Consider the following 23,342-nt stretch of genomic DNA (forward strand, 5'->3'; position numbering starts at 1 on the left):
AATTCGAAGTGATTGGAAAGACACCATGCTGGATTGGGACGAAGACCTGAAGTCCACTGATACCCACACCGCGAAACCTCTCGCGGTCACGCCTTCGGCGACGCCTGCATCGGCGTCTGCGCACGGAGCCCCCAGCGTCGCTATCCCTGCTCCCCAGTTGTCCGGGGAACCCGTCACCGCGCGTCGCGTGAAGGCCGCCGACAAGCGCATCATCAACGGCCAGACCGATGTCAATCAGCTGGTGCCGTTCAAGTACAAGTGGGCTTGGGAGAAGTACCTCGCCACCTGCGCCAACCATTGGATGCCGCAGGAAGTGAACATGAGCCGCGACATCGCGCTCTGGAAGGACCCCAACGGCCTGACCGAAGACGAGCGCCGCATCATCAAGCGCAACCTCGGCTTCTTTGTCACTGCCGACTCGCTGGCCGCCAACAACATCGTGTTGGGCACCTACCGCCACATCACGGCACCCGAGGCCCGCCAGTTCCTACTGCGCCAGGCTTTCGAGGAAGCGATCCACACGCACGCCTACCAGTACATCGTCGAGTCGCTCGGGCTGGATGAGAGCGAGATCTTCAACGCCTACAACGAAGTCCAGTCCATCCGTGACAAGGACGAGTTCCTGATCCCCTTCATCGGCGCGATCATGGACCCGCACTTCCACACCGGCACGCCCGAGACCGACCAGACGCTGCTGAAGAGCCTGATCGTCTTCGCCTGCCTGATGGAGGGCATGTTCTTCTACGTTGGCTTCACGCAGATTCTCGCGATGGGTCGCCAGAACAAGATGACCGGTGCCGCGGAGCAGTACCAATACATCCTTCGCGACGAGTCCATGCACTGCAACTTCGGCATCGACCTGATCAACCAGATCAAGCTGGAGAACCCGCACCTATGGACGGCCGAGTTCAAGGCCGAGATCAAGGCCCTGTTCCTGAAGGCCGTCGAGCTGGAATATCGCTACGCCGAGGACACCATGCCGCGTGGCGTGCTGGGTCTGAACGCATCGATGTTCAAGGGCTATCTGCGCTTCATCGCCAACCGCCGTGCGGTGCAGATCGGCCTCGAAGCCCTGTTCCCCAATGAAGAAAATCCCTTCCCCTGGATGAGCGAGATGATCGACTTGAAGAAGGAACGCAACTTCTTCGAGACCCGCGTCATCGAGTATCAATCGGGCGGGGCGCTGAGCTGGGACTGACCTCCCAGCCATCACAAGATCAAGACCTGGCCAATGCAGTCACCGAGCGAAACCCGCGTCAACACCTTCAAGGTGGCGGGACTGCATGGCGATCCCATTCACCGTATCGAGGCGCTCCTCCTGGGCGACTCTCGGGCGGTGAATAGCCGTATCCGCACGGACCGGTCCGTGCGGGGCGGCGACTTTTCCACTTGATCAAGGAGAAAACCATGGCAACTGCAAAGAAAGCTCCGGCCAAGAAGGCCGCTGCAACCCCGGCGAAAAAGGCTGCTGCTCCGGCGAAGAAGGCTGCTGCTCCGGCGAAGAAGGCTGCTGCTCCGGCGAAGAAGGCTGCTGCTCCGGCGAAGAAGGCTGCTGCTCCGGCGAAGAAGGCTGCTGCTCCGGCGAAGAAGGCCGCTGCTCCGGCGAAGAAGGCTGCTGCACCGGCGAAGAAGGCTGCTGCACCGGCGAAGAAGGCTGCTGCTCCGGCGAAGAAGGCTGCTGCTCCGGCGAAGAAGGCCGCTCCGGCGAAGAAGGCTGCTGCTCCGGCGAAGAAGGCCGCTCCGGCGAAGAAGGCTGCTGCTCCGGCGAAGAAGGCCGCTGCCAAGCCTGCCGCCAAGAAGGTCGCGGCGCCCAAGAAGGCTGCTGCTGCCAAGCCGGCGGCAAAGCCTGCCGCCAAGAAGGCCGCAGCTCCGAAGAAGGCGGCCGCCGCCAAGCCTGCCCCTGCGGCCAAGCCAGCTGCTGCTGCGCCTGCCCCGGCGGCCAAGACTGCGCTGAGCCCGCAAGCTGCCTGGCCTTTCCCGACCGGCAACAAGCCCTAAGCTCCTGTCTGCGCGGATGGTTTAGATCATCCGTTGCAGCATTGGCAAAGCCCGGCCCGCCTAGCGGTGCCGGGTTTCTTTTTGGGTGGGGATTGACAGATATCTGCGTCGGCTGGCGCCGAACGGTTCATCGCGCTTCAGGGGTAGAAGACGTTGACGCTGTAGCCGCTGACCCGCTGGCCGCCGGTGCTGAAGTTGAAGGACAAGGCCTGCTCAGAATCGGCGCTGACCCGGGCGAGTTGCGGGGTCAACATCTCGGGTCCGACGATGCGGCGGGCGAAAGGCGCGCCGCTGGCGTCCGTCAGGCTCAACTCCACCCAGGGTGCCGCAACGTCGACGCCACTCTTGTTGCGCAACGAGAGGTTGAGCCTGTAGCCGCTGCTGTTGCCCACCGGGTTCAATGACGTCGACTCGATGCTGAGCGCCTCGATGCGCCGCCAGGGCTTCACCTCGCAGCCGACAGTGCCGCACAGCACCTGCAGCCCTCCGCTCAACGGTGGGTGTAGGGCGGCGAGCGCGTCGCGGAAGTGCAGTGTGAGCTGAAGGGCCAGCAGCAAAGCCAACAGGACGGATATCAGTACCAGGGCCAGGCGTACGCCAGGTCGATGCCAGCGCGCCGTGCTTTCCGCTCTGCGCATGAACTCCGGCACGGCGACCGGTGTTGCAGTCGTCATTGGCGGTGATGGGTCCAGAGCCCGCTCGGGCGGCGGCAGTGGTTCGGCGGCTTTCTCGGTCTCGACCCAGTGAGGCTCCTGCCGTGCGACCTCGCTGGGCCAACCTGTCGGCAACGCCTCCGTGCGTGGTTCGGGCTCGGGTGGCGGCATCCAGGCCGGTTCGGGTGGCGGTGGAGGCGGTGGCGACTCTATGGTCGGCGCAGGAGCCGGCGTGAACGCGGGAGGCCAGGGCGGGGGTGCCTCCTGCTCGATGTCGAACAGCAGTTCGCGCGCATCGAAGATTTCGGCGCAGCGACCGCAGCGGACCCAGCCGTCGGAGACGCGCAACTGGTCCTCGACGATCCGGAAGATCGTGCCGCAGGCGGTGCAGCGCGTCGCGAAGCTCATGCGGCCCGTTGCGCCGTCATGAGTATCCAGCCGTCCTCTTCGTCGCTGACGGACAGCGCCAGCCAGGGCGCATAGGCCGCCTTCAACTCGTCCGCCTGGCGGGACAGGATGCCGGCGAGGATCAGATGACCGCCTGGCGCCACATGGGCGCAGAGCAGCGGCGCCAGCAGCTTCAGCGGTATGGCCAGGATGTTGGCGATGACCAGCGGGTACTCGCCGTTGGCCCGGTCGGGCAGGCCAGGGTTCAGCGTCACGCCGTTGGCCGTCGCGTTGTCGCGCGACGAAGTCACGGCAGCTGGGTCGATGTCGACCGCGTCAATGTTGGTTGCGCCATGCAGCGCGGCACCGATGGCCAGGATGCCGGAACCGCAGCCGTAGTCCAGCACGCGCGACCAAGCTTTGCCCTGGGTCGCAATCCACCGCAGACACATGCGCGTCGTCGGATGCGTGCCGGTGCCAAAGGCCAGCCCCGGGTCCAGGCGCATGACGCGTTGGGCCTGGGGCGGCGCCTCGTGCCAGCTCGGCACGATCCAGAAGTCGGGTGTGACTTCGACCGGCGCGAACTGGCTTTGCGTCAGGCGCACCCAGTCCTGCTCCGGCACGGCCTGGATGGCCTGCACGTGGATGTCCGCTGCCCAGTCCTGCGCCAGGATCAGCGTCGCAGCCTCGGTGGCCTCAGGCTCCGACGGGAACAGCGCCTTGACGACCGAGCGCTCCCAACCGGCCTTGGGTGCCGGCATGCCGGGCTCGCCAAACAGGGCTTGCTCGGCCTCGGTGTCGGCATCGGCGTCTTCAACGGACACCGCGAGGGCGTCGATCTCCATCAGCGCATCGCTGACGATCTCGACGTCGGCCTCGCGGCAGACCAGGGCCAGCTCGAAGAGATTGCTCATCGCTTGTGGGCAGCCATCCAGCTTTCAAGGTAGTGAATCGAAGTGCCACCTTCGATGAACTTTGCGTCCGCCATCAGCTCGCGGTGCAGCGGGATGTTGGTCTGGATGCCTTCCACCACCGTCTCGCTCAGCGCGATGCGCATGCGAGCCAGGGCCTGCTCGCGCGTGTCGCCGTGGACGATGATCTTGCCGATCATGGAGTCGTAGTTGGGCGGCACGAAGTAGTTCGTGTAGGCGTGCGAGTCCACGCGCACGCCGGGGCCGCCGGGTGCGTGCCACATCGTGATGCGACCGGGCGAGGGCACGAACTTGACCGGGTCTTCCGCGTTGATGCGGCACTCGATCGAATGTCCGCGAATCTCGATCTGGCGCTGCGTGAACGGCAACTTCTCGCCCGCAGCTATTCTGATTTGCTGCTGCACGATGTCGATGCCAGTGACCATCTCGGTGACCGGGTGCTCGACCTGCACGCGCGTGTTCATCTCGATGAAGTAGAACTCGCCGTTTTCGTACAGAAACTCGAAGGTGCCGGCGCCGCGATAGCCCATCTTCTTGCAGGCGGCTGCACAGCGGTCACCGACGCGCTCGATGGCGCGACGGGGGATGCCGGGCGCCGGCGCTTCCTCGATGATCTTCTGGTGGCGGCGCTGCATGGAGCAGTCGCGCTCGCCCAGCCAGACGGCGTTCTTGAACGTGTCGGCAAGGATCTGGATCTCCACATGGCGTGGGTTCTCCAGGAACTTCTCCATGTAGACCTCGGGGTTGCCGAAGGCCGCACCCGCTTCGGCGCGCGTCGTCTGCACCGCGTGCACCAGGGCAGCCTCGGTGTGCACGACACGCATGCCACGCCCGCCACCGCCACCGGCCGCCTTGATGATGACCGGGTAGCCCACGGAACGGGCGATCTTGATGATCTCCTTCGGGTCCTCGGGCAGGGCGCCTTCGGAGCCGGGCACGCAGGGCACGCCGGCGCGGATCATGGCCTGCTTGGCCGAAACCTTGTCGCCCATCAGGCGGATGGACTCGGGCGTCGGGCCGATGAAGGTGAAGCCGCTGCGTTCGACGCGTTCGGCGAAGTCGGCGTTCTCGCTGAGGAAGCCGTAGCCCGGGTGGATGGCCTCGGCGTCGGTCACCTCGGCCGTCGCGATGATGGCCGGCATGCTGAGGTAGCTCTGGGCCGACGGTGCGGGGCCGATGCAGACGGCCTCGTCGGCCAGGCGCACATATTTGGCGTCGCGGTCGGCCTCGGAGTAGACGACGACGGACTTGATGCCGAGTTCACGACACGCTCGTTGAATGCGGAGGGCGATTTCGCCTCGATTGGCGATCAGAACTTTTTTAAACATAGTCACTCGGCTCCATCGCTCTGGTTCGCTGCGCGAACCGTGCAATTTGCCGTGCCTGCGGCACGTCCGCGCTGTGCGCGAACTCCGCGATTCGCAATAAGAACCTTCTTAAACATCGAGTGGCCTCACTCGATCACGAACAGCGGCTGTCCGAACTCGACCGCCTGCCCGTTCTCGCACAGGATCTTCGTGATCGTGCCGGTCTTGTCGGCTTCGATCTCGTTCATGATCTTCATCGCTTCGATGATGCAGATGGGCTCGCCTTCCTTGATCTGCTGCCCGACGTCGCCGAAGGGCTTGGCGTTCGGGCCGGAGGCGCGATAGAAGGTGCCGACCATGGGCGACTTGACGACGTGGCCGGTTTCGACGGGCGCGGCGACCGGAGCGGCGACCACGGGTGCGGCCGGTGCCGCAGCGGCGACGGGCGCGGCCGGGGCGGTGGCGTAGACCGGTTGCGCGACCACGGTGGCTGCCGGGTCGGCCTTGACGATGCGGACCTTGCCGTCGGCTTCGGTGATTTCCAGTTCGGAGATATTGGATTCCGAGACCAGGTCGATCAGGGTCTTGAGCTTGCGCAGGTCCATCATGGCTCCAGGCTATGTTGTTGTTGTGAGGGAAAAAGGAGAAGCCGCTGGCCGCTCTCAGGCGCCAGCAGCTCCCAACGATTCGAGGGCGTGGCGCACGGCCAGGCGGTAGCCGTTGGCGCCCAGGCCGCAGATGACGCCCACTGCCAGATCACTCAGATAGCTGTGATGGCGGAAGGGCTCGCGGCGGTGGATGTTGGACAGGTGGACTTCGATGAAGGGAACGCTGACGGCGGCCAGCGCGTCGCGGATGGCGACACTGGTGTGCGTGTAGGCGGCCGGGTTGATGACGATGAAGCGCGTGCCATCGCCGCGCGAGGCCTGGATGCGGTCGACCAGAGCGCCTTCGTGGTTGCTTTGGAAGCTCACCAGCTTGGCGCCGGCATCGGCGGCGATCACGCTCAGTTCAGCGTCGATCTCGGGCAGGGTCTGCGCGCCATAGACCTCGGGCTCGCGGGTGCCGAGCAGGTTGAGGTTGGGGCCGTGCAGGACAAGAATTTGCATCAAACACGTGGCGGGGGCTGGACCGTTAGGGTCTAGAGAAGCGCCACTAAATTGAGGAAGGGCGAACTTTACGCTTTTTGCCGCCGGTTTCCGGCTGGGATAGGGTAATTCTCAAGAAGTTAGCAGCGCCCTCAGCTCCGCCAGGTGCGTGACGCCCAGCCGGCGCCAACTGATCTCGCCGGTCTCGTCAAAGACGACGGAAAAGGGCAGGCCGCCGGCCGGGTTGCCCAGTTCCCGCACCAGCCCCAGGCCCTCGGCGCCGGCCAGCGCGATGGCGAAGTCCAGCGGCGTCTTTTTCAGGAATGCCTTCACCGGATCGGCCTGGTCCACCGCCAGGCCCAGCACCTGCCAGCCCTTGGCCTTGGCTTCGCCGTAGAACTGGTTGATCTCCGGCAGCTCCTTCACGCAGGGCGGGCACCAGGTGGCCCAGAAATTGACTAGCAACGGCTGGCCACGCCAGCGGGCGACGTCCAGCTCGGCGCCGTCCATGCCGGCGAAGCGCCGGGTCCAGAAGGCCTGGGCGACGGGCGAGGCGACGGGTGGGTTCAGCTTGCGCCAGGCGAAGGAGGCGCCCAGCGCAGCGGCGCCCACGCCGGCGCCGGCCAGGATGAGGCGGCGGGTCACAGGGCTCATTCGGTCTCCAGCAGGGTAAGCAGGGCGGTCAGGTCGCCGCGCTCGGTCAGGCCGCGCGCGTCCGGCTTCAGCGCGCCGCGCAGATCGTCAAAGTCAAGGATGGTCAGGCACAGCGTGACGCGCTCGCCCAAGGCCGGGCAGGGCGCGTCGAGGATGAGCATGTCCACCGGCCGGCCCTTGCCGCCGGTCGTCTCGGCCACGTCGAAGTCCACGCCTCGATCCAGCAGCGCGATCTCGGCCGCCTTGCTGTCGTCGCAGTAGAGCTGCAGGTGCACGTTGGACAGCCTGGTGGCCGTGCCGCGCCAGACGGCGCCGGTCAGGTGGGGGCGGAATTCGGCCAGCCGCGCCATCCACTGCGCGGCCAGCTCGCGCAGCGCGCGCAACTCGGCCGGCTGGGTGTCGGCGTGGAAGATGGCGATGTGCTCGCGCACGGCCGCCTCCACCTCGTCATTGCCCGGCAGCGCGGCGCGCGGTGCGCCCAGATCGCGGGCGGCCCGTTGCTTGGCGGGGCCCCAGTCCATGCCCTCGTCGACGATGAGGCGGGCGGCCACGGCCGCGATCTCTTCGGTGATCTCACTCATGGCAATTGCGCATCGTTCATGCGCCCGGTGATGACGGCGGCCCGGCCCATCACGTAGGCCGACCCCGGCTGGCGCTCAAAGCGCTTGGGCGCCGGCAGCATCACCGCCAGCCGCGCGGCCTCGAAGTTGCCGAGCCGGGACACGTCCATGCGGAAGTAGTGCCGCGCCGCCGCCTGGGCGCCGAACAGGCCTTCGCCCCACTCGACGCTGTTCAGGTAGATCTCCAGGATGCGCTGCTTGCTCAGCAGGCCTTCCAGCATCAGCGTGAGGATCAGTTCCTGGCCCTTGCGCAGCAGCGTGCGCTCGCCGGACAGGAACAGGTTCTTGGCCAACTGCTGCGTGATCGTCGAGCCGCCGATGACCTTGGGCGGCTTCTTGGCCTTGCGCGCCTCGGCGCGGGCCTGCGCCTTCTCGTTCTTCTGCCACGCGCCTTTCAGCGCGTCCCAATCCACGCCGCCATGCTCGGCGAAGCCGTCGTCCTCGCTGGCGATGACGGCGCGCTTCAGCGTCTTGGGCAGTTGCGCGTCGTCCACCCAAGACTGGGCCCAGGCGACTTGCTGCTTCTCGCCCAGCAGCCGGAGGGCCTCGCTGCGCTGGAAGCTGGTGGACTGCGGCGCCAGCACATTCATCAGCGCGATGCGGCCGGCGAACCAGAGCTGCAGGCACAGCACCGCCAAGGCCAGCACGGCGAGCAGACGGCCGGCATGGCGCATCACAGCGATGCCCTCAGCGCTTTCAGCACCGGCGCCGTGTCCGGCCGCACGCCGCGCCAGAAAAAGAAGGCCTCGGCCGCCTGCTCGATCAGCATGCCCAGGCCGTCGCGCGGCTCGGCGCCGTGGGCGGTGGCCCAGTCGAGGAAGCCCTGTGCCTTGGGGCCGTACATCATGTCCAGCGCCAGGCTGCCTGGCTTCAGCACGCGGGCGTCGACCGGCGAGGCCGCACCGGCCAGGCTGGTGCTGGTGGCGTTGACGATGATGTCCTGCGCGGCGGGTGCATCAACCAAGGTGCCGGCAGCCAAAGGCACGCCCAGGTGGGCATGGCTGGCGACCAGCGCCTGGGCCTTGTCGAACGTGCGGTTCACGACCGCAATGCCTGCCGGCCCGGCGGCGATCAGGCTGCCCAGCACGCCCGCCGCCGCGCCACCGGCGCCGACCAGCAGCACCTGCAGGCCGGCCAGCGGTCGGCCGGCGTTGCGCTGGATGTCGTTGACGAGGCCCGCGCCGTCGGTGTTGTCGCCCGTCCAGCCGCCCTGATCGAAGCGCAGCGTGTTGACAGCGCCGCCCAGCTGTGCGCGCTCGGTGCGGGTGGTGGCCAGCGCGAACGCGTCGAACTTGAAAGGAACGGTGATGTTGCAGCCGCGCCCGCCAGCGGCGGCAAAGGCGCGCAGCGTGGCCTCGAAACCGTCCAGCGGCGCCAGCAGGCGCTCATAGGTTAGGTCCTGCCCCGTCTGCTCCGCAAACATCGCGTGGATGTCCGGCGAGCGGCTGTGCGCCACCGGATTGCCGACGACGGCATATCGATCTGTCATTGCGCTTGTCCCTGCAAAGTCGTTTCCAGCCCGTCGTCGCGCGTGAACCTGAAGCGCGACGTGATGACCAGCACCTCGGCGCCGCGCAGCATCTCCCGGCTGAAGTTGCCGAAGGGCGAGGCCGCCTGCACGATGGCGATGGCGCGGCGGTCCAGCGTGGCGTTGCCGCTGGAGGCCAACACGTCGGTCTCGATGACGCGGCCCTTGTGGTCGATGTGGATGTTCATCGTCAGCTCGCCGTAGAGCTTCTTGCCGCGGGATTCGGGGAAGTCGCGCGTGCCGCGCTCCTCGATGCGGCGGCGCAGGCCGTCGTAGTACTGCGCGTAGACGACCTCGCGCGTGGCCGGGCTGATGTAGCGCTTGCGCGGCCGGGCGCTTTCCTCGTTGACGCGCTTCTCGATCTCGGCCAGCAGGTCCACCAGCTGGCGGCGCTTCTCGGCCTGCGCGCGCTCGGCGGAGTCGGTTTTCTCGCGGCGTGGGTCGGGCGGCGGCAGCAGCGCGATGTCGCGGCGCAACTGGGTCAGCAGTTGCTGCTGCTGTTGCTGCAGCTGCGAAATCTGCGAACTCTGCGCCTCGGCGGCGTCGCCCACCTCGCTGCGGCGCGCGGGCGGCAGCGGCGACGTGGCGCGGCCGACTTCCGTGTTGCCGCCGCCGGCCAGGTTGGCCTGCGCCAGTGCCGCCGCCTTGGTGGGCGCCTCGTTGGAGCGTGTGTTGACGAGCACGACCTCCAGCGGCGTGTCCTGGAAGATGCGGTTGAAGGCGTCGGGCGCGGCGATGCGCAGGCTGAGCAAGGCCGCATGCGCACCCAGCGAAAACGCCAGCGCGATCTGCAGGGTGCTCAGGCGGCGCATCGTCAGGCTGCAGGCGTCGCCTCGGCTTCGCTGCTGCCGTCGTTCAAATCGATGGCCAGGGCGATTGGCGTCGCGGCGGCTTCGAGTTCGTCCTCGTCGCCTTCCGGCTCCTCAGCGGCCGGTGCTTCATCCAGCCGCTCGATCAGCGTCGCATGCAGGTCCAGCGTCATCTCGTCCATGCCCGTGATGCGCACCTTCACATGGCTGCCGCGCGGCAGGTTCTCGCAGCCCAGCGCCTTGAACACCAGCGGCAGGTCGTCCGCACGCACCAGGCCTTCCTTCATGACCGTGGCGGTCAGCTCGGTCGTGCCGTTCTGCTGCAGATGACGTAGCGTCCAGAAGCGCTCGATGCCGTTCTGGAAACCGTTGTAGGCCGCGTAGGCGGACTCGAAGCCCGAGATGATGGAGAACAGCGCCGCGTCTTTCGGCTTGAATGGCGCGACGAGCGCGGCCGTCTTGCCGTGGCGCGCGCAGGCAATGATCTGCCACTGGTTGACCAGGTCGACATAACGGCGCAGTGGTGAGGTGGCCCAGGTGTACTGCGCCACGCCCATGCCGGCGTGCGGCAGCGCCCGGGTACCCATGCGCACCTTGATGCCGGGCGCCAGGCTGGCCTGGCTGCGGTAGATGCCGGGCAGGCCCAGTTCGGCCAGCCAGCCGCCCCAGGCGGAGTTGGCCAGGATCATGGCCTCGGCCACGATCAGGTCCAGCGAACTGCCGCGCGCACGCACGGCTATCTCGACGGACTCCGTGCCGTTGGGCGCTTCCATGCGCTCGCCCACCAGGCGGAAGTTGTAGTCCGGCCGGTTGAAGTTCTCCGGCTTGCCGCGCACCACTTCGCGCTGCGCCTTGAGATGTTTTGCCAGGCGCCAGGTGAAGGCGAGTTCGGGCGCGAAGGCGTAGGCGGCCGGCGCTTCGCCCGACAGCGTGGCATCGGTGACGATGCCGTCCAGCTTGTCATGACGCAGGTTGGCGGCGATGTGCACGCGCTCCAGCTTCGTCTCGCGCGCCTTCACTTCAAAAGTTGCCTCGTCCATCGTGAAGTAGATGGACACCGCCGGGCAGTCGCGCCCTTCGATCAGCGTGTAGGCCTGCACGACGTCGTCGGGCAGCATGGTCAGCTTCCAGCCCGGCATGTAGACGGTGGACAGGCGCTCGCGGGCGACCTTGTCCACGGCCGAGTCCGGCGTGATGGCGAGACCCGGCGCGGCGATGTGCACGCCGAAGGTGACCGTGCCCGTGCCCAGTCCCTGCACCGACAGCGCATCGTCGATTTCCGTCGTCTGCGAGTCGTCGATGGAGAAGGCCTGCGCCGTCGACAGCGCCAGCTCGTCCTTGATCTCGGGCGCCGTCAGCGCGGGGAAGCCGGCGCCTTTCGGGAAGTTCTCGAACAGGAAGCGCTTCCAGTGGAACTGGTAGGCGCTGGTGATGGCGCCTGCGGCCTGCAGCAGGTCCAGCGGCGCCTTGTGCGCCAGCTTGCTGGCCTCGACGACGGCCTTGTACTCCGGGCCGTTCTTGTCGGGCTTGAAGAGGATCTTGTAGATCTGCTCCTGGATGGGTGCCGGGCAGGTGCCCGCCGCCAGCTCCCGGGCCCAGGTCTCGATCTGCAGCGCCTGCTGTCGCTTGCGCTCAATACCCAGCAGTGCGGCCTTGACGGTCTCCTCGGGCGCCTTCTTGAACTGGCCCTTGCCGGCGCGGCGGAAGTAGTGCGGCGCGTCGTACAGGCCCAGCAGCGCGGCAGCCTGCTGCACGGTGCCGGCCTTGGCGTCGAAGTAGTCCCGCGCCAGGTCGGCAAAGCCGAACTCGCCTTCGGGCGCGAACTCCCAGGCCAGGTCGAGGTCGATGGTATCGGCCAGCGCGCGCGCTTCGCTCAGCAGCACGGCGGGGACCGGCTTTTCGAACTTCAGCAACACATTGGCGGACTTGACCTTGACTCGCTTGCCCGAGTCCAGCTCGACCTGCAGCGAGGCATCGGCCTCCGACATCACCCGGCCGGCGTGAAATTTCCCGGCATCATCAAACAGCGCAAACATAGGGGCGGGATTGTCGCCTCAGGCTTGGAGATGCCGGACCAAGCCGGGCAAATGGGCTTCGAAGTCCGTGAGGCCGTGGTCGCTGCCTTCCAGCACCTCGCCGTCACAGCCGGCGTAGCGGGCCAGCATCTCGCGCCAGTCCAGCAACTCGTCGCCCTTGGCGATCAGCGCGAAGTAGCGCAGCGGGCGGGTCAGCGCAGGCGGCGGTGCCAGCGCCGCGAGTTCGGCGACGTGCTGGGCCGTGAAGTCGAACTTCAGCGTCGGCTCATGCCAGGCAGTCAGCTCGCCGATGTGCTGGGCCAGGTCGCGCGCCGGGTTCACGGCCGGGTTCAGCACCACGGCGCGCCAGCCGCGGTGGGCGCGCTGCTCGGCCAGCGCCGTGGCGTAGAAGCCGCCCAGCGAGCTGCCGATGACGGCGGCGCCGGTCTCGGGCCAGTCAGCCACGATGCCGGCGACGAGAGCCATCGCATCCAGCGGGGAGGGCGGCAGTTGGGGGCAGGCGAAGGTCAGGCCGGGCTGCTCGGCCGCCCATTCAGCCATGCGCAAGGCCTTGGCTGAACCCGGCGAGGAGCGAAAGCCGTGCAGATAGATCAGATGCGTGAGCGCCATGACGGAAGTTTTTGCGTGAAGTTCGGCCGCCCTGCGACGGTGGCGGGCGCCAATTGACGCGAGTGTCGCCGGGCTTAAAGTTGCCGCCTTTCGTTTCCTTCGGACACAGATCATGACCCCGATGTCGCGTTCCGTTCTGGCCTCCGCCGCGCTACTCGCGCTGGCGGCATTGGCTCAGGCTCAGACCCCGCCCGCCGCCCCGGCTACCGCCGCCTCCGGCCCCACAGCCGCCTCGCCCGCCCGCCCGCCGGCCGACCCGACCGCGCCCAAGCCCTTCGCCGAGATCATCCGCGGCGCCAAGGAGCAGCCAGGCCTGTTCCCCATCTGGCGTAAGGACGAGAAGACCTGGATCGAGATCCCGAAGGACCAGCTCAACAAGCCCTTCCTGTTCAGCGTCAACGTCGCCAACTCCATCGGCGAGCGTGGCTTCTACGCCAGCCAGATGATCGGCGACGAGATGGCCGAATGGCGCCGCGTCGGCAACCAGGTGCAGCTGATCGCGCTGAACAGCAAGTTCCGCAGCGACACCGCCTCCAACAAGCTGGCCGTCGCCCAGGCCTTCTCGCCCAGCTTGATCTCCGGCGGCCCGGTGGCCAGCGCCGAGCACCCGGACCGCAAGTCCGTGCTGGTCGACGCCAGCGGCTTCCTGCTGCACGACATCCCCGGCTACTCCACGCGCCTTGAGGCCGCCTTCCGCCTGCCCTATGCGCCGGACCGCGCCAATTCCTTCATCGAGGCCACGCGCGCCGACGCCCAGGTCACGACGCTGACCGCCCGCGTGCACTTCGCCACGCCGCGCATCCCCGCGCCGCCGCTGGTCGCCGCGCCCGTGCCGCTGCCGACGCCGCCCCAGGCCACGCCGGACCCGCGCTCGATGTTCTTCAGCTTCGTCTACAGCTTCCGCGCGCTGCCCGCCCAGCCGGCCGCCATCCGCCATGCGGACCCGCGCCTGGGTCATTTCATGGAGAGCTACAGCAACCTCGGCGACGACCTCAGGATCAACCCGCGCGTGCATCTCGTGGCCCGCTGGCGCCTGGAGAAGAAGGACCCGAGCGCCGCGCTGTCGGAGCCGGTTCAGCCCATCGTCTACTGGATGGACAAGAACATCCCGGCCAAGTACCGCGAGTCCGTCAAGGCCGGCATCCTGGAGTGGAACAAGGCCTTCGAGAAGATCGGCTTCAAGGACGCGATCGTTGCCAAGCAGCAGCCGGACGATGCCGACTGGGACAACATGGACTCGACGCACGCGTCCGTTCGCTGGTTCACCGGCTCCGACGTCGGCTTCGCCATCGGCCCCAGCCAGCGCGACCCGCGCACCGGCGAGATCCTGGACGCCGACATCGGCATGAGCGACGTCTTCGGCCGCGGCACCCGCCGCTTCGCCACCGACGACGTGCGCCCCGGCGGCCACGGCCATGACCACCACGAGCACAACGGCTGGACGGGTGCCCGCAGCAGCCTGGCGCTGACCGAGCAGCATTGCACCTACCTGGCCGACCAGGCCAACGAGTTCGGCTTCGCGCTGGACCTGCTGGCGCTTCGCGACGGCATGGACCTGAACGGCCCCGAGGCCGAGGCGCTGGCCCAGGCCGTCATGAAGGACGTGATCATGCATGAGGTGGGCCACACGCTCGGCTTCAAGCACAACTTCCGCTCGTCGACGACCGTCACCCAGGCCCAGCTCAAGGACAAGGCCTTCACCGAGGCCAACGGCATCTCCAACTCGGTGATGGACTACAACGCCTACAACCTGCCGCTGATGGGCGAGCCCAAGGCCAGCCTGACCAACACCACGCTGGGCGCCTATGACTACTGGGCCGTCGAGTACGCCTACAAGCAGATCCCGGCCGAGCAGGAAGCTGCCGAGCTGGCCCGCATCGCGGCCCGCTCGACCGAGCCGCAACTGGCCTACGGCGACGACTTTGACCAGGGCGTGGGCGGCCCCTTCGACGGCTTCGACCCGCGCAGCAACCAGCGCGACCTCGGCGACGACCCGCTGGCCTACGCGAAGAAGCGCCTCAAGCTCAGCCAGGAACTGTGGGAGCGCGTGCAGGCCCGCAAGCCCCAGGCCGGCGAGGACCCGTTCCGCGCCCGCCGCTCGGTGGCCGACGCCTTCCGCCAGCTGGGCATGACGGCCAACAACGTCAGCAAGTACGTGGGCGGCATCCAGGCCGAGCGCATCGTGCCGGGCGTCACGCCGGGCCAGGCCTTCAAGCCGGTGGACAACGCCCAGCAGCGCGAGGCCTTGCGCTTCATCGCCAGCGGTCTGCTGTCCAGCAACTCGTTCAAGTTCAACCCCGAGTTCGTCGCCGCGCAGACGCTGGACTACAACGAGTGGGCGGACCGCGGCCAGCCGCTGTCCATCCCCGACGCCGTCGCCGGTGTGCAGGGTCGCGTGCTCGACCGCCTGATGTCGCCCGCCACCGCGCGCCGCCTCATCGAGCAGAGTAGCTTCCTGCCCGAGGCGCAGCGCAAGGGCGCGGTGTCGCTGAGCGAGGTCTACGGCACGCTGCAGACGGCCATCTTCAGCGAGCTGAAGACGGGAGCCGAGATCGACCGCATGCGTCGCAGCCTGCAGCGCGAATACCTGCGCCGCCTGCAGGCCCAGCTGAACCGCGCCACCAATGGCGCGGCGGTCTACGCCGATGCGTTCTCGATGGCGCGCTACCACGCCAGCCAGCTCGCCAAGGAGTTGCGCGTGGCCGCAGCCAAGCCGGGCCTGTCCGTCGAGACGCGCGCCCATCTCGTCGAGACGCAGGACATGCTGGACAGCATGCTGAAGGCGACGCTGACGCGCAGCTGATCGGGCTCGCTTCGAGCAAAAAGGCCGGCAGTGATGCCGGCCTTTTTTGTCGTCACTACGATGGCCGTCTCAAGAGGAGGAGACCATGCCCGACAGCGCCCAGTTCAACCAAATCGGAGCCGGCAAGCTGCCAGGCTATCTCGGCATCAACATCACCCAGGTGGAAGGCAACGAGGTCCATGCCGAGCTGGCCGTGCGCACCGAGCTGATGGCGCCCAACGGCTTCCTGCATGCTGGCAGCATCGTCACGCTGGCCGACACCTGCGCCGGCTATGGCTGCGTGGCCAACCTGCCGGAGGGCGCGGTGGGCTTCACGACCGTCGAGCTGAAATCCAACCACCTCGGCACCGCCCGCGAGGGCATGGTCGCCTGCGTGGCCAAGGCCGTGCACCTGGGCCGCACCACGCAGGTCTGGGATGCCGTCGTCACGCACAAGGACACGGGCAAGACGATGGCGCTGTTCCGCTGCACGCAGATGGTTCTCTACGCGAAGTGAGACGCCCTCTGCTCGGGGGGTGTGTCCCAAATTCATAGGGCATGGCGGCTTCTCGGCCGGGGCAGACTCGCGCGTCCGTCGTCGAGGTGCTCGCGCATGAAATTCCGTCCCATCCTGGCCCTGCCGGCCGCCACGCTGATCCTGCTGCTGGGCGGCTGTGGCAAATCGTCCACCACATTGGGCGAGGGCGGCTCTGTTGTCAGCGGCTCGGCCGGCCCGGCCGGCGCCAGCAACGCCAGCCGCGAGCTCGTCAAATGCAGCGCGCCGGTGGCGACGCTGGCGCTGATCGAGAACCCCAACGGCTACAGCTATTCCAGCAGCTACCAGCTGCCTTCAAGCCCGGTGCCGCTGGTGCGGTTGCTGGCCCAGCAGAGCGGCTGTTTTCGTGTCGTCGACCGTGCAGCCGGGCTGAAGGCGACGGTGCGCGAGCAGGAGCTGAAGGAGTCCGGCGTTCTGCGCCGGCAGGGCAACACGGTGAGCGGGGGCAAGGGCTACGAGGCGCAGTACAGCCTGACGCCCAGCCTGACCTTCAGCGAACAGGATGCCGGCCGCCAGATCGGCGGCATCCTGCAGGCCATTCCCTACCTGAACAAGCTGGTCGGCGCGGCCGAGCAGGTCAAGCTCAAGCAGGCGCAGGCCGCGCTGCTGCTGACCGACAACGAGACCACCGAGCAGGTCGCCGCTTCCACGGGCTCGGTGGAGGTGGCGGACCTGGGAGTGGGCGGTGCCCTCGTCGGCAAGCTGGGTGGCGCGGCGGGCGCCGGCTGGAGCAACTCCAACGAGGGCAAGGTCATCGCGGCGGCCTTCATGGATGCGCACAACCAGCTTGTCGTGCAGGTGCGTGAGCTGCAGGCGAAAGAGCTGCCACCCGCAGTGGCAACTCGCAAGGGCGGCTGAAACAGCCGGGGGCCAGGGCTATGCTGGCGGCATGCAGCCGGCCAAGCCCTTCAAGATCCCCGAATCGGTCCTCGTCGTCATCCACACGCCCGACCTGCAGGTGCTGCTGATCGAGCGTGCCGACCACCCCGGTTTCTGGCAGAGCGTGACCGGCTCCAAGGACAGCGCCGATGAGCCGCCGGCAGAGACCGCGCGGCGCGAGGTGCTGGAGGAAACCGGCTTCGACATCGCGGCCGTTGGCGGCGAGTTGCGCGACTGGCAGCTGGCCAACGTTTACGACATTTACCCGCACTGGCGCCACCGCTACGCGCCGGGCGTCACGCGCAACACGGAACACGTCTTCGGCCTACAACTGCCCGCCGCGCTGGCGCCGACACTGGCGCCTCGCGAGCACCTGGCCTGGCTCTGGTTGCCCTGGCACGAAGCGGCCGACCGCTGCTTTTCGCCGTCCAATGCCGAGGCGGTGCTGCAGTTGCCCCGCTTCAGCCCCGCGACCCAATGACCTGCACCCGCTGACGCCATGAGCCCCCTGCGCCCATCGCCCCACCCGCCCGGCGCCGTGCTGCGCGTGGCGACCTACAACATCCACAAGGGCGTGCGCGGCGTCGGGCCCGCCAAGCGGCTGGAAATCCACAACCTGCAGATGGGCGTGGCGGCGCTGGATGCCGACCTCGTCTGCCTGCAGGAGGTGCGCCTGTTCCACCACCGCGAGGCGGCGCAGTTCGACCGCACCTGGTTCGGCTGGCCCGAGAAAGGCCAGGCCGAGTTCCTGGCGCCCGAGGGCTACGAGGTGGCCTACCGCACCAACGCCGTCACCAAGGGCGGCGAGCACGGCAATGCGCTGCTGTCGCGCTGGCCCATTGGCGACATTGGCCACCACGATGTGTCCGACCACGCCTTCGAGCAGCGCGGCCTGCTGCATGTGCCCGTGCACTGGCAGGGCACGGTGGTGCATGTCGTCGTTGCGCATTTCGGGCTGATCCATTCCAGCCGCGTGCGCCAGGTCGACCGGCTGGCGGCCTTCGTGCGCGACCATGTGCCCGAGGGCACGCCGCTGCTCGTCGCCGGCGACTTCAACGACTGGGGCGAGCGGCTGGACGCGGCCATGCACATGCACGACCTGCGCCGCGCGTCGCCGCCGCACGGCCGCGCGCGCGCGCCCACCTTCCCGTCGCGGCTGCCGGTGTTTGCGCTGGACCGCGTCTACACCCGCGGCCTGCGCTGCACCGGCGTGCAGGTGCCGCGCGGGCCCAGCTGGGCGCGCATGTCGGACCACCTGCCGCTGTTGGTGGAACTGGCCCTGGAATGAAAAGGCCCGGGGCGAAGCGGCCAAGGCGGAACGCGGCCTCCGACACCGGCTTCGTTGGCGGCAACGACATCCAGCTGCTGCGCGGCGGCGACCAGCTCTTCCCGGCCATGCAGGCGGCCATCCACCGCGCCCGCCATGAGGTCTGGCTGGCGACCTACATCTTTCATCACGACGACACCTCGCTGGCGCTGGCCGACACGCTGCTGGCTGCCGACCGGCGCGGCGTGCGCGTGCGGGTGGTGGTGGATGGCTTCGGCAGCCACGCCAGTCTGGCGGCGCTGCGCGAGCGCTTTGCCGGCAGTGGCGTGGCGCTGGCGGTGTTCCGGCCCATGGACCGCTGGTGGCACTGGTTCAAGCGCGGCCAGCTGCGCCGCCTGCACCAGAAGCTCTGCGTCGTCGACAACGACCTGGCCTTCGTCGGCGGCATCAACGTCATCGACGACCGCCTGGACATGCGCCACGGCTTGAGCGAGGAGCCGCGGCTGGACTTCGCCGTGCAGATCGGCGGCGGCCTCGTCGACCTGGTGGGCCACAGCGTGCGCTCCATGTGGTCGCGCGCCTGGCTCGGGCGTGACTTCGACGACGCGCTGCTGGACTACGTGCCCCTGCGCCGCCGTTTCACGCTGTGGCTGACCCAGCTCTGGCGCGGTCCGCAGCGCCTGCCCGAACCGTCGGAGCGCTTGGCCGCAGTCTGCGCCGCCTTCGTGCTGCGCGACAACCTGCGCCGCCGCCGCACCATCGAGCATGCCTACGCCGACGCCATCCGCAACGCCAGCCACCGCGTCGACATCGTCTGCCCCTACTTCTACCCCGGCCAGCGCATCCGCCACGCGCTGCGCGGCGCGGCCGACCGCGGCGTGCGCGTGCGCCTGCTGCTGCAGGGCAAGCTGGATTACCGCATCGCCGGCTGGGCCGCCGAGGCGCTGTATGCCGACCTGCTGCGCCACGGCATCGAGATCTACGAGTACATGCCGGCCTTCCTGCACGCCAAGGTCGCCGTCGTCGACGACGAATGGGCCACCGTGGGCAGCTCCAACATCGACCCGCTGTCGCTGCTGGTCAACCTGGAGGCCAACGTCGTCGTGCTGGACCGGGGCTTTGCGACCCAGCTGGCCGCCGAGATCGAGGCCGCGCTGGCCGTCTCCGACCGTGTCGGCGAGACCGCCGGCAAGGGCCTGCGCGCATGGCTGCACCGGGCCGTGGTTGTCTGGTTCGCCTACGTCTTCCTGCGCGTGGCCGGGGCGGCGGGGCGCTACTAGAACGACGGGGCGTGCGTTGGCTTGAGCACGCCAGCTTGAACCAGCGCCGCCGCGCGCTCGATGTCCGGCGCGAGGTAGTGGTCGGCCGGGCTGCTGGCGCAGTCGGCGCGCAGCCTTGCGTGCAGAGCCTCCACCGGCGCCGAACTTGTCAGCGGCCGCAGGAAATCGATGCCTTGCGCCGCCGCCAGCATCTCGATGGCGACGATGTGGGCGGTGTTGTCCAGCATCGTGTGCAGGCGGCGCGCGGCAAAGGTGGCCATTGAGACGTGGTCCTCCTGGTTGGCGCTGGTGGGCAGGCTGTCGACGCTGGCCGGGTGGGCCAGGCTCTTGTTCTCGCTGGCGAGCGCCGCAGCCGTCACATGGGCAATCATGAAGCCGCTGTGCAGGCCGGCGTCGGCCGTCAGGAAAGGCGGCAGGCGCGAGATGCCGGGGTCGATCAGCATGGCGATGCGGCGCTCGGCGATGGCGCCGACCTCGGCGATGGCCAGCGCCAGGTTGTCGGCCGCAAACGCGACCGGCTCGGCGTGGAAGTTGCCACCCGAGATCATCACGTCGTCGAAGACCAGCGGGTTGTCGGTCACCGCATTCGCCTCGCACACCAGCACCTTGGCCGTGTGACGTGCCTGATCCAGGCAGGCGCCCATGACCTGGGGCTGGCAGCGCAGGCAATACGGGTCCTGCACGCGCTCGTCGCCTTCGCGATGTGAGGCGCGGATGGCGCTGCCGGCCAGCAGCTCGCGGTAGACGGCCGCCACCTCGATCTGGCCCGGCTGGCCACGCACCTCGTGGATGCGCGCGTCGAACGGGCCGTCGCTGCCGCGTGCGGCGTCCAGCGTCATCGCGCCGCTGGCCAGCGCCGTGGCGAACAGGCCTTCGAAGCGCAGCAGCGCATGCAGCGCCAGCGCGGTACTCGCCTGCGTGCCGTTGATGAGCGCCAGTCCTTCCTTGGCGGCCAGCGTCAATGGCTGCAGCTCCAGCCGCGCCAGCTGTTCGCGGGCCGGCACGCGCTGGCCGTCTACCAGCGCTTCGCCTTCACCCATCAGCGCCAGCGTCAAGTGGGCCAGCGGTGCCAGGTCGCCACTCGCGCCGACCGAGCCCTGGCAGGGCACATAGGGAATGAAACCGGCGTTGAAGGCATCCAGCAGCGCGGTGATGACGACGCGGCGCACGCCGCTGAAGCCGCGCGCCAGGCTGCCTGCCTTGGTGGCCAGCATCAGCCGCACCACCTCGGGCGACATCGGCGCGCCGACGCCCACCGCGTGGCTGCGGATCAGGTTGAGCTGGAGCTGCGCGAGCTGGTCCTTGGCGATGCGCGTGCTGGCCAGCTTGCCGAAGCCGGTGTTGACGCCGTAGACCGGCGCGTCACCTGCCGCGGCGGCGGCCACCAGCGCGGCGCTCTTGTCGACCGGCGCCCAGTCGTCGAGCTGCAGCGCGGCGCAGCCGGCGGCGATGTCGGCGAGCTGCGCCAGCGTGAGTTGTCCGGGGATGAGTTTCATAGCGAGGGCAGGTTCAGTTCGTTCTTGTGGGCGCAGGCTGTCGCCGACTCGTAGCCGGCATCGGCATGGCGCATGACGCCGGTGGCCGGGTCGTTCCAAAGCACGCGGGACAGGCGCTGCGCGGCGGCATCGGTGCCGTCGGCGACGATGACCACGCCCGAGTGCTGCGAGTAGCCCATGCCCACGCCACCGCCGTGGTGCAGGCTCACCCAGGTGGCACCGCCGGCGGTGTTCAGCAGCGCGTTCAGCAGCGGCCAGTCGGAGACGGCATCCGAACCATCCTTCATGCCCTCGGTTTCGCGGTTAGGGCTGGCGACCGAGCCACTGTCCAGATGGTCGCGGCCGATGACGATGGGCGCCTTCAGCTCACCGTTCTTGACCATGTCGTTGAAGGCCACGCCGGCGAGGTGGCGTTCGCCCAGGCCCAGCCAGCAGATGCGCGCCGGCAGGCCCTGGAAGGCGATGCGCTTGGCGGCCATGTCCAGCCAGCGGTGCAGCGCTTCATGCTTGGGGAAGAGTTCCTTCAGCTTGGCGTCGGTCTTGCGGATGTCCTCGGGGTCGCCCGACAACGCCACCCAGCGGAACGGCCCCTTGCCCTCGCAGAACAGCGGCCGCACATAGGCCGGCACAAAGCCGGGGAAGTCGAAGGCGTTGGCCACGCCCTGGTCCAGCGCGACCTGGCGGATGTTGTTGCCGTAGTCCACCGTCGGGATGCCTTCAGCCTTGAAGGCCAGCATCGCTTTGACGTGCGTCGCGCAGCCGGCGGCGGCGGCGGCTGTCAGCTCGGCGTGGCGCGCCGGGTCGGCGGCGGCAGCCTTCCACTGCTCCACGGTCCAGCCCGGGGGGCAGTAGCCGTTGATGAGGTCGTGGGCGCTGGTCTGGTCGGTCACGAGGTCGGGTTTGACGCCGCGCTTCACCAGCTCCGGCAGCACCTCGGCCGCATTGCCCAGCAGCGCGACCGACACCGCGCGGCCGGCGGCGGTGTGGGCCTCGATGCGCGCCAGCGCGTCGTCCAGGTCGGCGGCTTGCTCGTCCACGTAGCGCGTCTGCATCCGGAAGTCGATGCGGCTTTGCTGGCACTCGATGTTCAGCGAGCAGAAGCCCGCGAACGTGGCTGCCAGCGGCTGCGCGCCGCCCATGCCGCCCAGTCCCGCAGTCAGCACCCAGCGCCCCTTGGCCACGCCGCCGTAGTGCTGGCGCGCCGCTTCGACAAAGGTCTCGTACGTACCCTGCACGATGCCCTGGCTGCCGATGTAGATCCAGCTGCCAGCCGTCATCTGGCCGTACATCATCAAGCCCTTGCGATCCAGCTCGTGGAAGTGCTCCCATGTCGCCCAGGCAGGGACCAGATTCGAGTTCGCGAGCAGAACCCGCGGCGCATCGGCATGTGTGCGGAACACACCCACCGGCTTGCCCGACTGGATCAGCAGCGTCTCGTCATCGTTCAGTTCACGCAGCGCCTTGAGGATCGCGTCGAAGGCCTCCCAGTTGCGCGCCGCCTTGCCGATGCCGCCGTAGACCACCAGCTCGTCCGGGTTCTCGGCCACGGCGGGGTCCAGGTTGTTCTGCAGCATGCGGTAGGCGGCCTCGGTCAGCCAGCTCTTGCAGCTGAGCTGGGTGCCGGTGGGGGCCTTCACGGGGCGGGGCAGGGCGGTCATGGGTGCTCCTCGAAGCGGTCGAACTCTAGTTGTCTATACAAGTAGAGTCAACTAGGATGGCGCCATGCCGCGATCCTCAGCCAGCCCCGAGCCCCAATACCTCAAGGTCAAGAACCATCTGCGCGAGGGCATCGCCAGCAGCCACTGGGTGGCCGGCGACCTGCTGCCCAGCGAGGGCGCGCTGGTGGCGCTGTTCGAGGTCAGCCGCATGACCGTCAACCGCGCGCTGCGCGAGCTGGTGCAGGAGGGGCTGATCGAGCGGGTGCAGGGCGTGGGCAGCTTCGTCGCCCAACTGCACCGCATCTCGTCGACGCTGAACGTACGCGACGTGCACGAGGAAATCCTGGCGCGCGGCGGCACGCACGAGGCACGTGTGCATGCGCTCACCAAGGGCAAGGCCACGCCCCAGCAGGCGGCAGAGCTGGGCTTGAAGCGGGGTGCGCAGGTCTACCTGAGCCTCATCGTCCACCTGGAGAACGGCCACCCCATCCAGTGCGAGGAGCGCGCCGTCAACCCGGCCTGCGCGCCCGACTACCTGGCGCAGGACTTCACCCGCATCACGCCCACGCACTACTTGCTGGAGGTGGCGCCGCTGGCCGAGGCCCGCTACATGATCGAGGCGGCGCTGCCCGGCGAGGTGGAGGCCAAGCTGCTGGGCATCAGCCGCCGCGACCCCTGCCTGGTCGTCAAGCGCATCACGTATAGCCGTGGCGTGGCGGTCACGAGCGTCAAGCTGACCCATCCGGGTGCACGTTACCAATTGCAAGGGAGCTTCTCCGCTTGAGTTTCAGCCCCCGGAGCTG

General features: G+C 68.2%; 23 protein-coding genes. 9 read left to right on the forward strand and 14 right to left on the reverse strand.

The genetic code is table 11. From position 1 onward, the window contains the following. Positions 1-25: 25 nt before the first annotated feature. Together ACG00Y_RS04135 and ACG00Y_RS04140 are read left to right on the forward strand one after the other, a co-directional pair. Positions 26-1,198, forward strand: coding sequence for a ribonucleotide-diphosphate reductase subunit beta (locus ACG00Y_RS04135; protein ID WP_394476260.1), 1,173 nt, complete (start codon positions 26-28; stop codon positions 1,196-1,198). 209 nt (positions 1,199-1,407) lie between these two features. Beyond that, entirely contained in the window at positions 1,408-1,998 is a 591-nt protein-coding gene (locus tag ACG00Y_RS04140) for a histone (protein WP_394477481.1), read from the forward strand. 137 nt (positions 1,999-2,135) lie between these two features. Here the strand turns inward: ACG00Y_RS04140 and ACG00Y_RS04145 are convergent, their stop codons facing one another. From ACG00Y_RS04145 to ACG00Y_RS04200, 12 genes are all read right to left on the reverse strand, one after another. Continuing rightward, on the reverse strand, positions 2,136-3,059 hold the full coding sequence (locus ACG00Y_RS04145) for a zinc-ribbon and DUF3426 domain-containing protein (protein ID WP_394476262.1): 924 nt from the start codon (positions 3,057-3,059) through the stop codon (positions 2,136-2,138). After that, positions 3,056-3,952, reverse strand: a complete 897-nt coding sequence (gene prmA, locus ACG00Y_RS04150; RefSeq protein ID WP_394476263.1) for a 50S ribosomal protein L11 methyltransferase — start codon at positions 3,950-3,952, stop codon at positions 3,056-3,058. The genes ACG00Y_RS04145 and prmA overlap by 4 nt, the downstream gene beginning before the upstream one ends. Beyond that, entirely contained in the window at positions 3,949-5,298 is a 1,350-nt protein-coding gene (gene accC / locus ACG00Y_RS04155) for an acetyl-CoA carboxylase biotin carboxylase subunit (protein WP_394476265.1), read from the reverse strand. Before accC ends, prmA begins: the two co-directional genes overlap by 4 nt. 125 nt (positions 5,299-5,423) lie before the next feature. Further along, positions 5,424-5,882 (reverse strand): acetyl-CoA carboxylase biotin carboxyl carrier protein, encoded by a 459-nt coding sequence (gene accB / locus ACG00Y_RS04160; protein ID WP_394476267.1) that lies wholly within the window; start codon positions 5,880-5,882, stop codon positions 5,424-5,426. Positions 5,883-5,939: 57 nt separating this feature from the next. Further along, a complete protein-coding gene (gene aroQ / locus ACG00Y_RS04165) occupies positions 5,940-6,389 on the reverse strand; it encodes a type II 3-dehydroquinate dehydratase (RefSeq protein ID WP_394476269.1) in 450 nt (149 codons plus the stop codon). A 108-nt stretch (positions 6,390-6,497) separates the two neighbouring features. Further along, positions 6,498-7,019: a TlpA family protein disulfide reductase gene (locus ACG00Y_RS04170; protein ID WP_394476270.1), complete on the reverse strand. Its 522-nt coding sequence runs from the start codon at positions 7,017-7,019 to the stop codon at positions 6,498-6,500. Beyond that, positions 7,016-7,600 carry a hypothetical protein gene (locus ACG00Y_RS04175; protein WP_394476272.1) on the reverse strand — a complete coding sequence of 195 codons (585 nt, stop codon included), beginning with the start codon at positions 7,598-7,600 and terminating at the stop codon, positions 7,016-7,018. Before ACG00Y_RS04175 ends, ACG00Y_RS04170 begins: the two co-directional genes overlap by 4 nt. Beyond that, complete coding sequence (mtgA, locus tag ACG00Y_RS04180) at positions 7,597-8,313, reverse strand: monofunctional biosynthetic peptidoglycan transglycosylase (RefSeq protein ID WP_394476274.1); 717 nt, start codon at positions 8,311-8,313, stop codon at positions 7,597-7,599. Before mtgA ends, ACG00Y_RS04175 begins: the two co-directional genes overlap by 4 nt. After that, entirely contained in the window at positions 8,313-9,128 is an 816-nt protein-coding gene (gene aroE, locus ACG00Y_RS04185) for a shikimate dehydrogenase (protein WP_394476277.1), read from the reverse strand. Before aroE ends, mtgA begins: the two co-directional genes overlap by 1 nt. Then, positions 9,125-9,979, reverse strand: a complete 855-nt coding sequence (locus ACG00Y_RS04190; RefSeq protein WP_394476278.1) for an energy transducer TonB — start codon at positions 9,977-9,979, stop codon at positions 9,125-9,127. The genes aroE and ACG00Y_RS04190 overlap by 4 nt, the downstream gene beginning before the upstream one ends. A gap of 2 nt (positions 9,980-9,981) precedes the next feature. Then, on the reverse strand, positions 9,982-12,012 hold the full coding sequence (locus ACG00Y_RS04195) for a ribonuclease catalytic domain-containing protein (RefSeq protein WP_394476280.1): 2,031 nt from the start codon (positions 12,010-12,012) through the stop codon (positions 9,982-9,984). 18 nt (positions 12,013-12,030) lie between these two features. Further along, positions 12,031-12,621 carry a YqiA/YcfP family alpha/beta fold hydrolase gene (locus ACG00Y_RS04200; RefSeq protein ID WP_394476282.1) on the reverse strand — a complete coding sequence of 197 codons (591 nt, stop codon included), beginning with the start codon at positions 12,619-12,621 and terminating at the stop codon, positions 12,031-12,033. Positions 12,622-12,742: 121 nt separating this feature from the next. Between ACG00Y_RS04200 and ACG00Y_RS04205 the strand changes: the two genes are divergently transcribed. The 6 genes from ACG00Y_RS04205 to clsB all read left to right on the forward strand — a co-directional run bounded on the left by ACG00Y_RS04205 (position 12,743) and on the right by clsB (position 19,385). Beyond that, positions 12,743-15,424: a zinc-dependent metalloprotease gene (locus tag ACG00Y_RS04205; RefSeq protein WP_394476283.1), complete on the forward strand. Its 2,682-nt coding sequence runs from the start codon at positions 12,743-12,745 to the stop codon at positions 15,422-15,424. Between the two features lie 85 nt (positions 15,425-15,509). Then, positions 15,510-15,920 (forward strand): PaaI family thioesterase, encoded by a 411-nt coding sequence (locus tag ACG00Y_RS04210; RefSeq protein ID WP_394476284.1) that lies wholly within the window; start codon positions 15,510-15,512, stop codon positions 15,918-15,920. 96 nt (positions 15,921-16,016) lie between these two features. Further along, positions 16,017-16,817, forward strand: coding sequence for a CsgG/HfaB family protein (locus tag ACG00Y_RS04215; RefSeq protein ID WP_394476286.1), 801 nt, complete (start codon positions 16,017-16,019; stop codon positions 16,815-16,817). A 31-nt stretch (positions 16,818-16,848) separates the two neighbouring features. After that, positions 16,849-17,319 (forward strand): dihydroneopterin triphosphate diphosphatase, encoded by a 471-nt coding sequence (gene nudB, locus ACG00Y_RS04220; protein ID WP_394476287.1) that lies wholly within the window; start codon positions 16,849-16,851, stop codon positions 17,317-17,319. Positions 17,320-17,337: 18 nt separating this feature from the next. Further along, positions 17,338-18,126, forward strand: coding sequence for an endonuclease/exonuclease/phosphatase family protein (locus ACG00Y_RS04225; RefSeq protein ID WP_394476289.1), 789 nt, complete (start codon positions 17,338-17,340; stop codon positions 18,124-18,126). Next, positions 18,123-19,385: a cardiolipin synthase ClsB gene (gene clsB, locus ACG00Y_RS04230; protein WP_394476290.1), complete on the forward strand. Its 1,263-nt coding sequence runs from the start codon at positions 18,123-18,125 to the stop codon at positions 19,383-19,385. The genes ACG00Y_RS04225 and clsB overlap by 4 nt, the downstream gene beginning before the upstream one ends. Here clsB and hutH read toward each other — a convergent pair. Together hutH and hutU are read right to left on the reverse strand one after the other, a co-directional pair. Then, positions 19,382-20,881, reverse strand: a complete 1,500-nt coding sequence (hutH, locus tag ACG00Y_RS04235; RefSeq protein WP_394476292.1) for a histidine ammonia-lyase — start codon at positions 20,879-20,881, stop codon at positions 19,382-19,384. The two genes, clsB and hutH, sit on opposite strands and share 4 nt — an antisense overlap. Beyond that, complete coding sequence (gene hutU, locus ACG00Y_RS04240) at positions 20,878-22,539, reverse strand: urocanate hydratase (protein WP_394476294.1); 1,662 nt, start codon at positions 22,537-22,539, stop codon at positions 20,878-20,880. The genes hutH and hutU overlap by 4 nt, the downstream gene beginning before the upstream one ends. Positions 22,540-22,603: 64 nt before the next feature. Here hutU and hutC point away from each other — a divergent pair, with 64 nt between their 5' ends. Beyond that, on the forward strand, positions 22,604-23,323 hold the full coding sequence (gene hutC / locus ACG00Y_RS04245; protein WP_394476296.1) for a histidine utilization repressor: 720 nt from the start codon (positions 22,604-22,606) through the stop codon (positions 23,321-23,323). Positions 23,324-23,342 lie beyond the last annotated feature (19 nt).

It is taken from the genome of Pelomonas parva (genome assembly GCF_043555835.1).
GTDB lineage: Bacteria > Pseudomonadota > Gammaproteobacteria > Burkholderiales > Burkholderiaceae_C > Pelomonas > Pelomonas parva.

Excerpts from the sequence above, each read along its gene's own strand:
- hutC (WP_394476296.1), top strand. The coding sequence starts at position 22,604 with ATGCCGCGATCCTCAGCCAGCCCCGAGCCCCAATACCTCAAGGTCAAG.
- ACG00Y_RS04205 (WP_394476283.1), top strand. The coding sequence starts at position 12,743 with ATGTCGCGTTCCGTTCTGGCCTCCGCCGCGCTACTCGCGCTGGCGGCA.
- hutH (WP_394476292.1), bottom strand. The coding sequence starts at position 20,881 with ATGAAACTCATCCCCGGACAACTCACGCTGGCGCAGCTCGCCGACATC.
- hutU (WP_394476294.1), bottom strand. The coding sequence starts at position 22,539 with ATGACCGCCCTGCCCCGCCCCGTGAAGGCCCCCACCGGCACCCAGCTC.
- mtgA (WP_394476274.1), bottom strand. The coding sequence starts at position 8,313 with ATGCGCCATGCCGGCCGTCTGCTCGCCGTGCTGGCCTTGGCGGTGCTG.
- ACG00Y_RS04175 (WP_394476272.1), bottom strand. The coding sequence starts at position 7,600 with ATGAGTGAGATCACCGAAGAGATCGCGGCCGTGGCCGCCCGCCTCATC.
- accB (WP_394476267.1), bottom strand. The coding sequence starts at position 5,882 with ATGGACCTGCGCAAGCTCAAGACCCTGATCGACCTGGTCTCGGAATCC.
- ACG00Y_RS04210 (WP_394476284.1), top strand. The coding sequence starts at position 15,510 with ATGCCCGACAGCGCCCAGTTCAACCAAATCGGAGCCGGCAAGCTGCCA.
- ACG00Y_RS04200 (WP_394476282.1), bottom strand. The coding sequence starts at position 12,621 with ATGGCGCTCACGCATCTGATCTATCTGCACGGCTTTCGCTCCTCGCCG.
- clsB (WP_394476290.1), top strand. The coding sequence starts at position 18,123 with ATGAAAAGGCCCGGGGCGAAGCGGCCAAGGCGGAACGCGGCCTCCGAC.
- ACG00Y_RS04190 (WP_394476278.1), bottom strand. The coding sequence starts at position 9,979 with ATGCGCCGCCTGAGCACCCTGCAGATCGCGCTGGCGTTTTCGCTGGGT.
- prmA (WP_394476263.1), bottom strand. The coding sequence starts at position 3,952 with ATGAGCAATCTCTTCGAGCTGGCCCTGGTCTGCCGCGAGGCCGACGTC.
- ACG00Y_RS04140 (WP_394477481.1), top strand. The coding sequence starts at position 1,408 with ATGGCAACTGCAAAGAAAGCTCCGGCCAAGAAGGCCGCTGCAACCCCG.
- ACG00Y_RS04225 (WP_394476289.1), top strand. The coding sequence starts at position 17,338 with ATGAGCCCCCTGCGCCCATCGCCCCACCCGCCCGGCGCCGTGCTGCGC.
- ACG00Y_RS04195 (WP_394476280.1), bottom strand. The coding sequence starts at position 12,012 with ATGTTTGCGCTGTTTGATGATGCCGGGAAATTTCACGCCGGCCGGGTG.
- ACG00Y_RS04145 (WP_394476262.1), bottom strand. The coding sequence starts at position 3,059 with ATGAGCTTCGCGACGCGCTGCACCGCCTGCGGCACGATCTTCCGGATC.
- accC (WP_394476265.1), bottom strand. The coding sequence starts at position 5,298 with ATGTTTAAAAAAGTTCTGATCGCCAATCGAGGCGAAATCGCCCTCCGC.
- ACG00Y_RS04135 (WP_394476260.1), top strand. The coding sequence starts at position 26 with ATGCTGGATTGGGACGAAGACCTGAAGTCCACTGATACCCACACCGCG.
- aroE (WP_394476277.1), bottom strand. The coding sequence starts at position 9,128 with ATGACAGATCGATATGCCGTCGTCGGCAATCCGGTGGCGCACAGCCGC.
- ACG00Y_RS04170 (WP_394476270.1), bottom strand. The coding sequence starts at position 7,019 with ATGAGCCCTGTGACCCGCCGCCTCATCCTGGCCGGCGCCGGCGTGGGC.
- nudB (WP_394476287.1), top strand. The coding sequence starts at position 16,849 with ATGCAGCCGGCCAAGCCCTTCAAGATCCCCGAATCGGTCCTCGTCGTC.
- ACG00Y_RS04215 (WP_394476286.1), top strand. The coding sequence starts at position 16,017 with ATGAAATTCCGTCCCATCCTGGCCCTGCCGGCCGCCACGCTGATCCTG.